The following is a 16,202-nucleotide window of genomic DNA, read 5'->3' on the forward strand; positions in this document are numbered from 1 at the left end:
ATTTTTATGAGCAATAATAAAACCTCAAAAACGAAGCTAACCGCAGGGAATTTGCATAAACACCTTTGCCCACTTTTTATTTCAATAGCGGGTATTCTCGCAGCTAATGCCGAAGCCGCAACGGTGCCGGATGCCAGCCAGAGTAAAGGGCCAACAATGGGTCAGGCGGCTAACGGCACGCCAGTCGTGAATATCACCGATCCGAATGCGAAAGGCGTCTCGCATAATAAATTCGACCAGTTTAACGTTGATAAAAATGGCCTTATTTTTAACAACAGCATGCAGGATGGTGTGTCTAAGATCGGGGGTTACACGGTTAAAAACGCCCAGCTTGAGCATGAAGCAAAAGCAATTATCAGTGAAGTGACGGGAGCCCAGGCGTCCTATATTAACGGGACGATGGAAGTCTTCGGCAGAAAAGCGGACGTGATCGTTGCTAACCAAAACGGTATTAGCGTTAACGGCGCCACCACCATTAATGCCAACAGCCTGACGCTGAGTACCGGTAAGGTGCAGATGAAAGAGGACGGCAACTATAAACTAGCTGTTGAAAAAGGCAGCGTGTCTCTCACAGGGCAAGGCATTTCTACCGAAGGGCTAAGCTACTTCGACATTGTCAGCCGAAGTGCAAAACTGGAAGGTGAAATTGCCGGCCAGGCGGACGTTAAGGTAGTTGCCGGGCAGAACGATTACGATCTCTCCAGCCGCCAGCACACGACTCGCGCCACGGGTGACGGCCATACGCCGGATGTCGCGATTGACGGTCGGGCGATGGGGTCAATGTACGGTGGTAAAATTCAGCTTATCAGCACCGAATCCGGCGCAGGCGTCCGTCATGAGGGCAGTATTATTGCCACGGGTGACATTGAGATCAGTGCGAACGGCGACGTGACGCTGACAGGTTTACGCAGCGATAAAAATGTCACTGTCAGCGGCAACAATATTGCCCTGAACAAAAACAGCAGCGGCACCGGAAGTACAGAAGCGCAAAATAATATTATCCTGCATGCGCTCTCTGGCATGACGGTGAATAACGACGTTATCTCCCGTAACGGCACGATCCGAATTGATGCCTCAACCCTGCTGCAAAATACGGCTGCTATCATTGCGCAAAACAGTGCCACAACAGCGGTACCCGCCATTCAGATTAATGTTGCCGGGCAGTACACCCTTTCCGGAAAACTAAAAGCGCTGGATGCTAACGGCGCTGTCATTTCCGGTGGCGTCGTGACGTTAAAAAATGGCGATTTTGTCGTCATCCAGAATGGCCAGCAGGTGCCCTTCAGCACCCTCGTCTCCGATGCGGAGATCGTCAGCAACAGTGGTAATGTCAACATCACCGCGGGCAGCATGACTAACAATGAAGGCGTTATTCTCGCGAAGAAAGGGACGCTGCAGTTCAACCTGACCGGTGCGTTTGAAAACAAGGGTTCCGTCAGCGCCACAGGGGATATCTGGATTGCATCAGGTTCAATGAAGAACAATGGCATCCTGTATGCCAGCAACGCCCAGACGCTGTCTGTCGGCCATCTCGACAACGCAGGCCGCCTCTACGCGGATAAAAACCTGGTTATGACCGCCAGCGCCCTGAACAACAGTGGTCATATTGGCGCTAATAGCGGTGAGATGCGCATTAAGGTCAACGGTGAGGTTTCAAACAGCGGCACCCTGAGCGGTAACGATGCGCTGATCTTCATTGATGCCGACGGTAACATCGTCAACGACGGCACCATTGCCAGCAACAAGCATGACGTGACGCTGGCATCCGGCGGCGACACGCTCAGCAATACCGGACGTATTGCAGGACGTAATGTCTCCACCCAGACCCGTAAAGCCAGTGCAACCGTCAGTAACAGCGGCACCATCAGTGCCAGCGAGAAACTGACCATCGCAACCGCGAATCTGAAAAACCAGGCCGGCACGCTGAGTGCGACCACTGACATGCAGCTTGATGTCAAAAAAGAGCTACAGAATAGTCAAAAAGGCAGCATTATTGCCGGGAAGAACCTCACCATAAAGGGTGACGGCGCGCTGGCAGTACACAATGACGATGGGCTGATCCAGGGCGATAATATCAATGCCAGCGGAATTACCACCCTCTCTAACACCCATGACGCGCTGATCGCGGCAAGAGAAACCCTCTCCGTTACAGCGACATCGTTGCTTAACGACGCCTCAACCATTCAGGCCGGTAGCCTGACGCTCGATCGCGTCAGCACCGTCGATAACCTTAACGCCGCCACGCTGTATGCCAGCAAGACGCTGCAACTTACCCATCTCAACACGCTGAATAACACCGGCAGTTTTGTGATTTCTGATGGCACGCTGTCACTGTCCGATGTGAACACCCTCAATAACACTGAAGGTGCAACGCTATTCGGTGCTGGAAATACCACGCTGAGAAACGTAGGTACCCTTAATAACAGCGGCGCATCGATGATTAAATCGGATAATGCGCTCTCGATCGCGACGACCACGACGCTTAATAACAGCAGCGATGCAGTGATTGCCTCTGAGGGCAATCTGAATATCAGCGGCGTGAAGACGTTAAACAACCGCTCGGTGATCATCGGCAATGGCAATATCGCGATCGATGCCGTTGAGGAGCTGAAAAACGACGGTGTGGTTCAGGCAGGTCTGGATCTGATTATTCGCAACGTCAAAAACCTGGCCAACACAGGTGAAGGGCATGTTTTAGCTGCACTGCGTAACCTGACGATTGAAGACGTTGAGTCGCTCATCAACAGCGACGGCGCGGTCATCTCCGCCAATATGCAGACGGTGCTGAACGCCATCGGCGTTCTGACCAACCGCACGGCCGGTGTCATTCAGGCTGTAAACGGCCCGCTGGAGATTGTCGCCAACACGTTGAGCAACATTGGCAGCCTCACCGCAGAGGACGGGCAGCAGTCGGTGTCCACTCTCGTGGCGGGCGGCGACATTACGATCAATGCGCAAAACATGCTTAACACCGAACAGGCGGTGATTGTGTCGACGCAGAGCGATCTGTCAGTTAATGTCGCTAATAATCTGATCAACGCCAATGCAGCGGTACTATCGGCTGCCAACAATACGAACCTCAACGTAGCGGGCGGGACGATTAGCAACGAAAAAAATGCCCTGATCGCCGGTAATAACATCACGATTAATGCCTCGCAGCTGAATAATCATGATTCCGGCACGACCTCTGCCAGAAACGACCTCAACATCCATACCGGTTCATTCAATAACATCAATGGCATCCTCGAAGCGGGTCATGATTTATTGCTCAAGGTAAAAGACTCCATCGCGCTGAATGACAATAACCGCAGTATTCGTGCAGGTCATGATATGACGCTCAGCACGGAAGGTACGCTGTACAACAACACCATGATGGAAGCCATCGGCAACCTGACGCTCCAGGCAGACGGTAAGGTGATCAACAGCAAGTCTGTGGTCACGGGGGGTGATTTACACATCAACGCTAATGAGGTAATGAACAACAGCAACAGCCTGCTCTGGTCGTTAGGGAAGATGGATATTAATGCCCACGACGGTGCCTTTGTTAATGACTATAACGGTAACGTGCTGAGCATGGGTGACATGTCGCTCATCGCGAAAACGATTATCAACTCCGCCGGGATCATTCGCTCCGAACAGAACATCAATATTGATGCGGCCTCTCTGGAAAACCAGAGCACCTATACGGGTGGCACCATTTCGCAAACCCAAACGCAGGATGCCGTGGGTCAATGGGCCGGTATTGATAATGTGATGACGCAGGTCAGGATTACCACGGTTCTGCACATCCCGGTTCTGGCGTCAGATATCGCTATGAGTAAGCTCGGCGAAATCAGCGCCGGGAAAGATATTAATATTAACCAGCGCGGCATTTTCGACGAAAAAGAGGTTAAAAATAACGGCGGCCTGATCCAGGCGGGACGTGATATCACCATCACGGGTAATCTGCTGAACTCGCCAACCTATACCTCCGAATCCATGTATGACTATCTGAATCTCATCCTTGAGCAACCGATAGTACTGACCGACTACTGGAAGGTGGCAGCAGAGCACTACACGACGCTGACCTTCAACTCGCTCTATCAATACCTTGATTTCATCTTTGGTGACGGCGCACCTGCAACCAAAAGCGGTACCCAGGATCCAAACAGAGAGCGTAGCTATAAATCGCTTCTCGACGCCGCGAATGACTCAACCCAGCTCAACTATGTCATGAGCAAAGTGTTTGGTGAAACGTGGAATTCGCAAGATTACGCGACCCTGAACACGGCATGGCATAACCTGGTAAGCAATGACACCAGCATTACCCCTCTGAAGACGAATATGATCTACTTCGTGCCTTCAGAAAAAGGTGAAATCACGGCGGGTCGTAACTTTACGCACAATGGCGGCACGCTGGATAACGGCCTGGCTAACGCTGGCACAATCAAAGAAAACGCCAAAATTGAGAATATCGACGTGGGTGACTACACCATCGACACCGCCGTCGCGGGCTATGATGTTGCCATCAATACCAAAAAGCTGAATGAACTGGCCATGGGGATCAGCCCACTGCCGACCATCAAGGATTTGGTCTCTCTGCCGGGCATGTTTGAAGTCACTGACGAATTCAAAAAAGCCTCTGAGGCGGCGAAAAACGGTACCGAATACAGCGGCCCGGCCAACCACATCATTCCGATTTTCGAAACGCGCCCGGAAATGATCGATCAGAGCAAGTACAGCGGCTCTGACTACTATTTCGACAAGGTGGATTACACTACCACCGAAACCGTTAACGTCATTGGCGATAACTACTTTATCTCCGAACTGATTCGTCGAGAGATCAGCCGCTCCGTAGGCAGCATGTTTGCGATACGAGACGGTCTTGAAGGCGATGCGCTGGTACAAAACCTGATGGATAACGCCGGTATTGCGGCGAAAAACAGCGATCTAAATCTGGTGGTGGGGCAGCCTCTGAGCGAAGAGCAGCGCAATGGGCTAACCCAGGATATCGTCTGGTTCGTGAGCCAGAACATCAAAGGGACGGAAGTGCTGGTGCCGGTGGTCTACCTTTGCCCTGAAACCCTTAGCCAGCTGGCTAACGGTGATATCAGTAAAGGCACAGCGTCCATTGCAGCCGGAAATAGCCTTTCAGTTGATGCCACCGCCATTAACAACGTGAACGGTACCCTCTCCTCTAAGGGTGACGTCACGCTGAAATCCAAAGGGGATATTAACAACATCAGCAATGCGACAGATGCTGGCATCTCGGCGGGCGGTAACGTCTCAATGACGTCGGAAAATGGCAGCATTGCCTCAAACGGCGCGGCAGTGAACGCCGGTGGCGACATTGACATGAAGGCTGAAAAGGGCGACATCACCCTGACCGCATCTGTCGGACACGGCGAAGACGGCAAGCAGAAGATTCATGCGCACGATGATGGCGTCACCGCAGGCGGCAGTATCAACATGCAGGCGAAAACCATCACTTCCAACGCGGCTGATATTACGGCAGGCCAGGACGTGAATATGAAGGCGAGCGAAGGTGACGTCACCTTCAACGACCTGCATCAGATTGATTCTAACCGTACCATCAATACCGAGATCAACGGTCTGTCCAGCTATACCACCACCGACACCAAAACGGTGAACGGCGAAGCTATCGGCGCAACCGTCAAGGCTGGCGGCAATGTGCAGATTGATGCCAGCAAGAATGTGGTCATCGAAGGCGGCAGCATTGACGCGAAAAGCGGCTCCATCAACGCGGCAGAAAACGTTGAGATAAAGACGTCTGAAAACGTGTCCGCTGAGGAACACACCACACAGTCTCGCCAGTTTGTTGCTGAGGCCGGCATCAGCGGCGCCGGTAAATCCGCCTCGGCTTCCTACGGCAAAAACGACGGCACCACAAAAAATACCACCTCTGGCGACTACACCAGCGCAGGCGGTAATTCTGAAACCTCCGCGATTGGTGCCAAACCGGGCCGCGCACCGATCACCGATACTGCCGGTTTCAAGGTGGGTATGGAAGACACAACCGATAGCGTGTCGACCCAGAGCAAGCAGAACACCAACGCGTCCATTAATTTTACCGATTCCGGTTCCGTAAATGCAGGAAAAACGGCGGATATTGGCGGCGCTGACCTCTCCGCCGGAGATAAGCTCAGCATTAACGCGAAGGATGTCGCAAGCACCAAATACGAGGATGAAACCAAAACCACCGTCACACATAAAGACCGCTTTGTCGGTGTTTCAGGTGAGGCCCACAGTGCGGTAGTTGATGCGATCGACAAAACCGGGAATCTCATTGATAAATCGCAGCAAGGCCAGTCGATTAACAGCGGAACCACGACGGCGGAAGTGCTGGGCGATGTGTCCAACATCATGCTAAACGATCTTGCTGGCGGCTCCGTCACTTTCGGCGGGAACACGACAAAAACGAAAGAAACGCGCACCGCAACGGCGGAGAATACCACCAATATTAATGCTAAAAACGTCAGCATTAATTCGACCAACGATACCACGCTCAACGGCGTGAACGTGAACTCGCAGAATACGGAGATCAATGCGGGTGGTAATGTGGACATTAACGCAGCGAAATCAACAACCTCTTACACCAATGAAACCGAAAAACACAAAGGCGGTCTTACCGCAGGCGTGGGAGTGGATATAACTGGCGCAAGCGGCGGTATTTCAGTCGATTACAACGGCAGTACGGAACACGGCTCGGGTAACTCTACGTCGTATAAGAACAGTACTATCAACGGCAACACGGTGACAGTGAACGCTGGCGGTGATATGAACATGAAGGGCGCTAACATCGATGCAGAAAAAGCGGATGTTAACGTTGCAGGCGATATGAATATCACCTCCGTGCAGAATACCGAGCACACCGAAAGCAGCCGCGGTAACTGGGGCGCTTCTGTGGGTATCTCCGTCTCGGCAGCGGGCATCATCCCGAACGCGTCCGTCAACGGGGGCGGCGGCTCTGAAAGTTACGATTCGTCTAAAACAGCGAAGCAATCCGGTATCAATACCAGCGGCGAGCTGAATGTGAAAACCGGAGGCGACCTCAATATGACCGGGGCTAATCTGGTATCTCAGGATGGCACCGGATCGGTGAACGTTGCGGGTGATATCAATGCGAAAACGCTGGAAGACCACGTTGAGCAGGATGGTCTGTACGGCGGTGGCGGCATTGGCCTGAGCAATGGCGTAGTGCCTTCCGGTAACATCTACGTCGACACCGTGGATGAAATTCACTACAACGAAACGCAGAAATCCACTATCGCCGTGGGTGACACCACCAGTGCGGCAGTGAATGGCGATCTCAATACCAATAAAGATGAAATGTCGGTTGTCACGCGTGATGAGAAAGAAGCAGGAAATAACATTTCCTACACGCTTGCCGATCCGGGGATTCGTAAGAAGAAGAAAAGCGGCGCTGACGCAGACAGCGATACTCCAGCGAAGCCGGATGACGGCCATACGGACGATGGCGGCTGCCCTCAGAAGTGTACGCCGACTAAGCCAGGCTCAACGCAGCAGCAGACGACAACCACGACGCGTACAACGTCTGATTCTCAGCATATGACGATTGAGAAAACGACGGCGACAACGACCTCCACGTCCGCCTCTTCGGTGGTCCATAAGGAGGCCGTCGCGTCTGAAACCGCACGCAGTGAAGCCGTGCCAAACGTTGCGCCGTCAACGTCCCAGCCGCTGACGCCAAAAGCGAAACCAGAAGCCACAACGGTTACGCCAGTGAAGAAATGGGCCGTACCGGAAACTAACTATCCTGTGCTCTCTCCGGGCTCTGCAACGGGTAAAACCGGTAAAGACATGCCGAAAACACCGGACCACAGGAAGTGGAATGGCGACATGACCAACGGCGTTGCGCCATCCAGCAACACCAAAGGCGATGACGTCAAGCTCTCGCCGGGTTCGTCCACCGGTCAGACCGGGATGGATATGCCGAAAACGCCGGAACACAAGCAGTGGAATGGCGACATGACCAACGGCGTTGCGCCATCCAGCAACACCAAAGGGAATGACGTTAAGCTTTCTCCGGGGTCGTCCACCGGTCAGACCGGGATGGACATGCCGAAAACGCCGGAACACAAGAAGTGGAATGGCGACATGAGCAAAGGTGCGATGAACGCGCGTCCGCAGTGGAAGGCGTTGCAAATCGATCGACCGATTGATATCTATGCTCCGGTAACCATTACCTTCACCGACGAGCAGTACAGCTAAAACAAAAGGGTCTGACTTTCGTCAGACCCTTTTTTTAACGCCCCTTTCGAACGTTATTCGTCTTCCAGATACGTATATCCGTACAGACCCGCTTCAAACTCTTCCAGGAACTGCTGCTGCAGCGCATCGTCCAGCCCAGTGTTTTTCACCTGGTCGCGGAACTGCGTGAGCAGGGTTTTCGGATCCAGCTGAACGTATTCCAGCATGTCCGCCACGGTATCCCCTTCGTCAGACAGCTCAACTTCCACGCTGCCGTCAGGGAAGACAAACACGTCAACCGCCTCGGTATCGCCGAACAGGTTGTGCATGTTGCCGAGGATCTCCTGATACGCGCCGACCATAAAGAAGCCCAGCATTGGCGGGTTCTCCGGGTCGTATTCCGGCATTGGCATCGTCGTGGCGATACCGTCGCCGTCCACGTAGTGGTCGATAGCGCCGTCAGAGTCGCAGGTGATGTCCAGCAGCACCGCGCGACGTTCCGGGGCGTGATTCAATCCTTCCAGCGGCAGAACCGGGAACAGCTGATCGATACCCCAGGCATCCGGCATCGACTGGAACAGCGAGAAGTTGACGTAAATCTTGTCCGCCATTCGCTCCTGCAGCTCGTCGATTATCGGACGGTGGGCGCGGTTGCTCGGGTCGAGCTGCTTCTGCACTTCATGGCACATATTCAGATAGAGCTGCTCTGCCCACGCGCGCTCCTGCAGGCTGAAGGTGCCTGAAGAGTAGCCGACGTGAATATCGTGCAGATCCATCTGGCTGTCGTGAAGCCATTCGCGCAGGGAACGACGCGTGCCGGGCTCGTGCATCTCCTGCCAGGTTTCCCACATGCTTTGCAGGGAACGCGGGGCATCGTCTGCCGGCGGCGTCGCTTCGGTGGTTTCGCTGCGCTCAACGCCGATAATGTTAGAGACCAGCACCGTATGGTGCGCGGTCACCGCGCGACCGGATTCGGTAATCACCGTCGGGTGCGGCAGGCCGTTCTCTTCACAGGCGTCGCCGATCGCCCAGATGATGTTGTTCGCGTATTCGTTCAGGCCGTAGTTCACGGAACAATCAGATTGTGAGCGGGTCCCTTCATAGTCCACGCCCAGGCCGCCGCCCACGTCGAAGCACTGAATATTCACGCCAAGCTTGTGCAGTTCAACGTAGAAACGCGCCGACTCTCGCACGCCGGTGGCGATATCACGAATGTTGGCCATCTGCGAGCCGAGGTGGAAGTGCAGCAGCTGAATGCTGTCCAGACGACCACGCTCGCGCAGAATTTCTACCAGCTGCAGCACCTGGTTGGCCGCCAGGCCGAACTTGGATTTTTCACCGCCGGAGGACTGCCATTTTCCGGAACCCTGCGACGCCAGACGCGCACGCACGCCAAGGCGCGGCACCACGTTCAGACGCTCGGCTTCTTCCAGCACGATGGCGATTTCAGTCATCTTCTCGATAACCAGATAGACCTTGTGGCCCATCTTCTCGCCAATCAGCGCCAGACGAATGTATTCACGGTCTTTATAGCCGTTACAGACGATCACTGAACGGGTCATCCCCGCATGCGCCAGCACGGCCATCAGTTCCGCTTTGGAACCTGCCTCCAGCCCCAGCGGCTCGCCGGAGTGGATCAGCGATTCAATCACGCGGCGGTGCTGGTTTACCTTGATCGGGTAAACCAGGAAGTAGTCGCCTTTATAGCCGTAGGATTCACGCGCGCGTTTGAACGCGGCGTTAATCGAACGCAGGCGATGTTGCAGGATCTGCGGGAAGCAGAACAGTGCAGGCAAACGCTGGCCCTGAGCCTCACGGGCTTTCACCAGTTTGGCGAGATCCACGCGCGCTTCTGGGACGTCCGGATCCGGGCAGACGCTGATGTGGCCCAGTTCGTTGACGTCGTAGTAGTTATTGCCCCACCAGGCAATATTGTAAGTGCGCAGCATCTTGCTGGCTTCCTCGGAGCTCATCGCAACCTCCTGCATAGAACGTAGTACACCCTGTTCGCCCGCTGACGAAGGCGAAAAAGAAGACATGTCGTCAGACATAGCGAACCTCAACTCTTTGTATTAAGTGTAAAACAGTTGACTACTATCGCAGCGTTATACGGCGATAACAACCCATAAACGGCTCCGTTTCCCAGCAGAGTATGCTGAAATCCAGACCGTGCGACCGGTTTCTTATTCATATCATTGTAAAACACGTATCCGAACTCTGTATGACAAGGTTCGGCGAAACCACGAGAAAACTCTTGTATTAACAAGAGCGCCCTTGTTCAGTTTTCACAAAGCGTGACCGGCCCTGGAATCCTGAGAAGCGCCGAGATGGGTATAACATCGGCAGGTTTGCAGACTAGAAATGCGGGTTGCGGGAATCAAATGCGCGCCAGAACGGCTGCGCTGAATTAGCGGAAAACGATGGTTCATTATCTCGTATCACCTCCACGGCCGCCTCTGCTGAAACGGACCCCAAGCCAAAGCTAAAAGTTCACTGCTTTACCCGGCTGGAAGTGGCGACACGATGAGTTCATCGAGCGCTTATTTTATATGAGCCGCGCGCCGCGTTTTATACCGAGAAGGGGGCTAAAAAGCAAAACAAAAATGCGCGTGTTGCCAGCACCGTCAGGAATTTTTGCCAGCAGCAATTTCAACTGAGTGAGAGATGAGTCAAAAAAAACTGGAAATCGGGTGAAGAAGTGACCTAAAATAGCCATCCAGATGTTAATCCATCTATACTGATTAACACTCATACTGCCAGTGTCAAAAACCTGCAGGCCTTGGTAGAATTATCTCCTTTGGCTATTCCACACAGCAGCTTGAGCTAACCAAATTCCTCTTAGGTGAAATAAAACATGGCAAAACACCTGTTTACGTCCGAGTCCGTATCAGAAGGACATCCTGATAAAATTGCTGACCAAATCTCCGATGCGGTGCTGGATGCGATCCTCGCGCAGGATCCAAAAGCACGCGTCGCGTGTGAAACCTATGTCAAAACCGGCATGGTTCTGGTTGGCGGTGAGATCACCACCAGCGCATGGGTTGATATCGAAGAGATCACCCGTAACACGGTGCGTGAGATCGGTTATGTGCATTCTGATATGGGCTTTGATGCCAACTCCTGCGCGGTACTGAGCGCAATTGGCAAACAGTCTCCAGACATCAACCAGGGCGTTGACCGTGCCGATCCGCTGGAACAGGGCGCGGGCGACCAGGGCCTGATGTTCGGCTATGCAACCAACGAAACCGACGTGCTGATGCCAGCGCCGGTCACCTACGCACACCGTCTGGTGCAGCGTCAGGCTGAAGTGCGTAAAAACGGCACCCTGCCGTGGCTGCGCCCGGATGCGAAGAGCCAGGTCACCTTCCAGTACGACGACGGTAAAATTGTCGGTATTGACGCGGTGGTTCTGTCTACCCAGCATGCCGAAGATATCGATCAGAAATCCCTGCAGGAAGCGGTGACGGAAGAGATCATCAAGCCGGTTCTGCCAACCGAATGGCTGAGCAGCGCCACCAAATTCTTCATCAACCCGACCGGACGCTTTGTTATCGGCGGCCCAATGGGTGACTGCGGCCTGACCGGTCGTAAAATCATCGTTGATACCTACGGCGGCATGGCGCGTCACGGTGGCGGTGCATTCTCCGGTAAAGATCCATCAAAAGTGGACCGTTCTGCAGCGTACGCGGCACGTTATGTGGCGAAAAACATCGTGGCTGCCGGCCTGGCTGACCGCTGTGAGATTCAGGTTTCCTATGCTATCGGCGTGGCTGAGCCCACCTCCATCATGGTGGAAACCTTTGGTACCGAGAAAGTGCCTTCAGAACAGCTGACCCTGCTGGTGCGCGAGTTCTTCGACCTGCGTCCATACGGCCTGATTCAGATGCTGGATCTGCTGCACCCAATCTACAAAGAAACCGCTGCATACGGTCACTTTGGTCGTGAACATTTCCCATGGGAAAAAACCGACAAAGCCGCCCTGCTGCGTGAAGCTGCCGGTCTGAAGTAATCGACTGACATCGCTTTTAAAAGGCCAGCCTTCGGGCTGGCCTTTTGCATTTGTGCGATCATCCTTGCCCGGCGGCGCTTCGCTTGCACGGGCCTACGAGTTTTGGGCATTTGTAGGCCGGGTAAAGCGCAGCCGCCACCCGGCTGAAAGGCGCACTATTTGGAACCGATTACACCGCACCGGCAGCTCTCCGCTTTCAGAATATTCTCTTTGCATGATCGCCATTCTTCTGCTGTTACATTCCCTTTCAGTTAAGTCTGAAATATCTCCTTTCGCGATGCGCCTCACTTCATTTACCTCTATATTTTCAAAGCTTTAATTTTATTTACGGTTGCACACGAGTGTAACCGATTACACCTATGTGATTAATCTCACATATTTTTACGGGTCGCTCACCTACCCTTACCATCAATAAAACTGATAACCCAACTGGAGGGCATAATGCCTGACAATAAAAAACAGGGGCGTACGTCCAACAAGGCGATGACATTCTTCGTCTGTTTCCTCGCCGCCCTGGCAGGATTACTTTTTGGCCTGGATATCGGCGTGATTGCCGGTGCATTACCTTTCATCACTGACGAGTTCCAGATTAGCGCTCACACCCAGGAATGGGTGGTCAGCTCCATGATGTTCGGTGCGGCCGTTGGGGCCGTCGGCAGCGGCTGGCTCTCCTTCAAACTCGGACGTAAAAAGAGCCTGATGATTGGCGCGATCCTGTTCGTGGCCGGCTCACTCTTCTCTGCCGCAGCGCCTAACGTTGAGGTTCTGCTGGTTTCCCGCGTGCTGCTCGGTCTGGCCGTGGGCGTGGCGTCCTATACCGCCCCACTGTATCTGTCGGAAATCGCCCCGGAGAAAATCCGCGGCAGTATGATTTCGATGTACCAGCTCATGATCACCATCGGTATTCTCGGTGCATATCTTTCCGATACCGCGTTTAGCTACAGCGGCGCATGGCGCTGGATGCTCGGCGTGATCATCATCCCTGCGGTTCTGCTGCTGATTGGCGTCTTCTTCCTGCCGGACAGCCCGCGCTGGTTTGCTGCAAAACGTCGCTTCCACGATGCCGAACGCGTGCTGATGCGCCTGCGCGATACCAGCGCGGAAGCGAAAAACGAGCTGGAAGAGATCCGCGAAAGCCTGAAGGTCAAACAGTCCGGCTGGGCGCTGTTTAAAGAGAACAGCAACTTCCGCCGGGCGGTGTTCCTCGGCGTGCTGCTCCAGGTGATGCAGCAGTTCACCGGGATGAACGTCATCATGTACTACGCGCCCAAAATCTTTGAGCTGGCGGGTTACACCAACACCACCGAGCAGATGTGGGGGACCGTCATCGTGGGTCTGACCAACGTGCTGGCGACCTTTATCGCCATCGGTCTGGTGGACCGCTGGGGACGTAAGCCAACCCTGACGCTGGGCTTCCTGGTGATGGCGGCCGGTATGGGCGTCCTCGGTACCATGATGCATGTGGGCATTCACTCCCCAACCGCCCAGTACTTTGCGGTAGGCATGCTGCTGATGTTTATCGTCGGGTTTGCGATGAGCGCCGGTCCGCTGATCTGGGTGCTGTGCTCTGAGATCCAGCCGCTGAAGGGGCGTGATTTTGGTATCACCTGCTCTACCGCAACGAACTGGATTGCCAACATGATCGTCGGCGCAACGTTCCTGACCATGCTCAACACTCTGGGTAATGCCAATACCTTCTGGGTCTACGCCGGTCTGAACATCTTCTTCATTGTGCTGACTATCTGGCTGGTTCCGGAAACCAAACACGTTTCGCTGGAACATATTGAACGTAACCTGATGAAAGGTCGTCCTCTGCGCGAAATTGGCGCCCACGACTGATCCTCTTGCGGGAGGCGCCTCTTGCGCCTCCCCGCTTCCCGCTTTATGCTCTGCCCCTATGAAAGCTCCCCGTCTCCCCATCGCCATTCAGCAAGCCGTTATGCGCAGCCTGCGGGAAAAACTCGCCCAGGCGAACCTGAAGCTTGGTCGCAATTACCCTGAACCCAAACTCGTCTACCAGCAGCGTGGCACCTCGGCCGGTACCGCCTGGCTGGAATCCTATGAGATCCGCCTGAACCCGGTGCTGATGATGGAAAACCAGCAGGCGTTTATTGATGAGGTGGTGCCGCACGAGCTGGCGCACCTGCTGGTGTGGAAACACTTCGGACGCGTCGCCCCCCACGGCAAGGAGTGGAAGTGGATGATGGAAGCGGTGCTCGGCGTTCCGGCGCGCAGAACCCATCAGTTCGAGCTGGAATCGGTGCGCCGCAATACCTTCCCCTACCGCTGTCAGTGCCAGCAGCACCAGCTTACCGTCCGCCGCCATAATCGCGTGGTGCGCGGCGAGGCAACCTACCGCTGCGTGAAATGCGGCGAGCCGCTGGTGGCGGAATAATTATCTGAACGTTCAGGAACTTTCCTGATCTGACTGATTGCATACAGGAACAACATTCGTTACGTTGCGGGCTCGTTTTGACACGGAGTGTAAGATGTCCCGTAATTTTTCTCTCGCGGTCGCCTTTCTGACGACGGCGCTCTCAGGCCACGCCCTGGCCGACGGTATCAACAGTTTCTCTCAGGCCAAAGCGGCCGGTGTAAAGGTCAACGCTGACGTACCGGGCGATTTCTACTGCGGCTGTAAAATTAACTGGCAGGGTAAAAAAGGGGTCGTTGACCTTGAGTCCTGCGGCTACAAGGTGCGTAAAAACGAAAACCGCGCCAGCCGTATTGAATGGGAACATGTCGTTCCGGCATGGCAGTTTGGCCACCAGCGCCAGTGCTGGCAGGATGGTGGACGTAAAAACTGCGCCAAAGATCCGGTTTACCGCCAGATGGAAAGCGACATGCATAACCTACAGCCCGCGGTGGGCGAAGTGAACGGCGATCGCGGCAACTTCATGTACAGCCAGTGGAACGGTGGCGAAGGTCAGTACGGCCAGTGCGGTATGAAGATTGATTTTAAAGAGAAAGTCGCCGAGCCCCCTGCCCGCGCGCGCGGCAGCATTGCCCGCACCTATTTCTATATGCGTGACCGTTACGATCTCAACCTCTCCCGCCAGCAGACCCAGTTGTTCAACGCCTGGGACAAGCAGTACCCGGTGACGGAGTGGGAATGCCAGCGCGACGAGCGTATCGCCAGAGTCCAGGGGAATCACAACCCTTACGTCCAGCGGGCTTGCCAGGCGCAAAAGAGCTAACCTACACTACGGCAATTCGCTTATATCGCATGACACATGGAATTTCTGACTATGCGCATTCCCCGCATTTACCATCCTGAACTGATTACCGCAGGCCGCGAAATCGCCCTGTCTGATGACGCCGCTAACCACGTTGGCCGCGTGCTGCGCATGGGCGCCGGCCAGGCAATACAATTGTTCGACGGCTCTAACCAGGTTTTCGACGCGGAAATCACGCGGGCGGATAAAAAAAGCGTACACGTGAACGTCCTGCGTGGTGAAGTGGATGACCGGGAATCACCGCTGCATATCCATCTGGGCCAGGTGATGTCGCGCGGCGAGAAAATGGAGTTTACGATTCAGAAATCCATTGAACTGGGTGTAAGCCTCATTACGCCACTTTTTTCTGAGCGCTGTGGCGTTAAACTGGATGCGGAACGTCTGAACAAAAAGATCCAGCAGTGGCAGAAAATTGCCATCGCGGCTTGCGAACAGAGTGGCCGCAACCGTATTCCGGAGATCCGCCCGGCGATGGATCTGGAGGAGTGGTGTGCAGAAGAGGACAGTGGGCTGAAGCTCAATCTTCATCCGCGCGCCAGCGCCAGCATCAATACGCTGCCGCTGCCCGTTGAGCGCGTTCGCCTGCTGATTGGCCCTGAAGGCGGCCTGTCGGCGGACGAAATTGCGATGACGGCACGTTACCAGTTTACTGATATTCTGTTGGGACCTCGCGTTCTGCGCACTGAGACAACGGCACTCACGGCCATTACCGCGCTACAGGTACGGTTTGGCGATCTGGGTTGACG

The 16,202-nt window shown here is 54.3% G+C and carries 9 protein-coding genes; 6 read left to right on the plus strand and 3 right to left on the minus strand.

Annotated elements, in window-relative coordinates:
• Nucleotides 1–6 precede the first annotated feature (6 nt).
• A complete protein-coding gene (locus tag AA74_RS0111920; RefSeq protein ID WP_025912464.1) occupies nt 7–8,232 on the plus strand; it encodes a hemagglutinin repeat-containing protein in 8,226 nt (2,741 codons plus the stop codon).
• A gap of 53 nt (nt 8,233–8,285) precedes the next feature.
• Here the strand turns inward: AA74_RS0111920 and speA are convergent, their stop codons facing one another.
• From speA to AA74_RS1000000122465, 3 genes are all read right to left on the minus strand, one after another.
• Nucleotides 8,286–10,262, minus strand: coding sequence for a biosynthetic arginine decarboxylase (speA, locus tag AA74_RS0111925; RefSeq protein ID WP_008499744.1), 1,977 nt, complete (start codon nt 10,260–10,262; stop codon nt 8,286–8,288).
• A gap of 8 nt (nt 10,263–10,270) precedes the next feature.
• A complete protein-coding gene (gene yqgB, locus AA74_RS1000000122895; protein ID WP_127312443.1) occupies nt 10,271–10,402 on the minus strand; it encodes an acid stress response protein YqgB in 132 nt (43 codons plus the stop codon).
• 354 nt (nt 10,403–10,756) lie between these two features.
• A complete protein-coding gene (locus AA74_RS1000000122465; RefSeq protein ID WP_045335271.1) occupies nt 10,757–10,927 on the minus strand; it encodes a hypothetical protein in 171 nt (56 codons plus the stop codon).
• Nucleotides 10,928–11,065: 138 nt separating this feature from the next.
• Between AA74_RS1000000122465 and metK the strand changes: the two genes are divergently transcribed.
• The 5 genes from metK to rsmE all read left to right on the plus strand — a co-directional run bounded on the left by metK (nt 11,066) and on the right by rsmE (nt 16,200).
• Complete coding sequence (metK, locus tag AA74_RS0111930; RefSeq protein WP_025912466.1) at nt 11,066–12,220, plus strand: methionine adenosyltransferase; 1,155 nt, start codon at nt 11,066–11,068, stop codon at nt 12,218–12,220.
• A 441-nt stretch (nt 12,221–12,661) separates the two neighbouring features.
• Entirely contained in the window at nt 12,662–14,059 is a 1,398-nt protein-coding gene (gene galP, locus AA74_RS0111935) for a galactose/proton symporter (protein WP_008499747.1), read from the plus strand.
• A 58-nt stretch (nt 14,060–14,117) separates the two neighbouring features.
• A complete protein-coding gene (locus AA74_RS0111940; RefSeq protein ID WP_021242073.1) occupies nt 14,118–14,615 on the plus strand; it encodes a SprT family zinc-dependent metalloprotease in 498 nt (165 codons plus the stop codon).
• A 94-nt stretch (nt 14,616–14,709) separates the two neighbouring features.
• Nucleotides 14,710–15,417 carry a deoxyribonuclease I gene (gene endA, locus AA74_RS0111945; RefSeq protein WP_021242074.1) on the plus strand — a complete coding sequence of 236 codons (708 nt, stop codon included), beginning with the start codon at nt 14,710–14,712 and terminating at the stop codon, nt 15,415–15,417.
• 51 nt (nt 15,418–15,468) lie between these two features.
• Nucleotides 15,469–16,200 carry a 16S rRNA (uracil(1498)-N(3))-methyltransferase gene (gene rsmE, locus AA74_RS0111950; RefSeq protein WP_021242075.1) on the plus strand — a complete coding sequence of 244 codons (732 nt, stop codon included), beginning with the start codon at nt 15,469–15,471 and terminating at the stop codon, nt 16,198–16,200.
• Nucleotides 16,201–16,202: the final 2 nt, after the last annotated feature.

Source organism: Enterobacter sp. 5-4 (genome assembly GCF_000612205.1).
GTDB lineage: Bacteria > Pseudomonadota > Gammaproteobacteria > Enterobacterales > Enterobacteriaceae > Enterobacter > Enterobacter roggenkampii.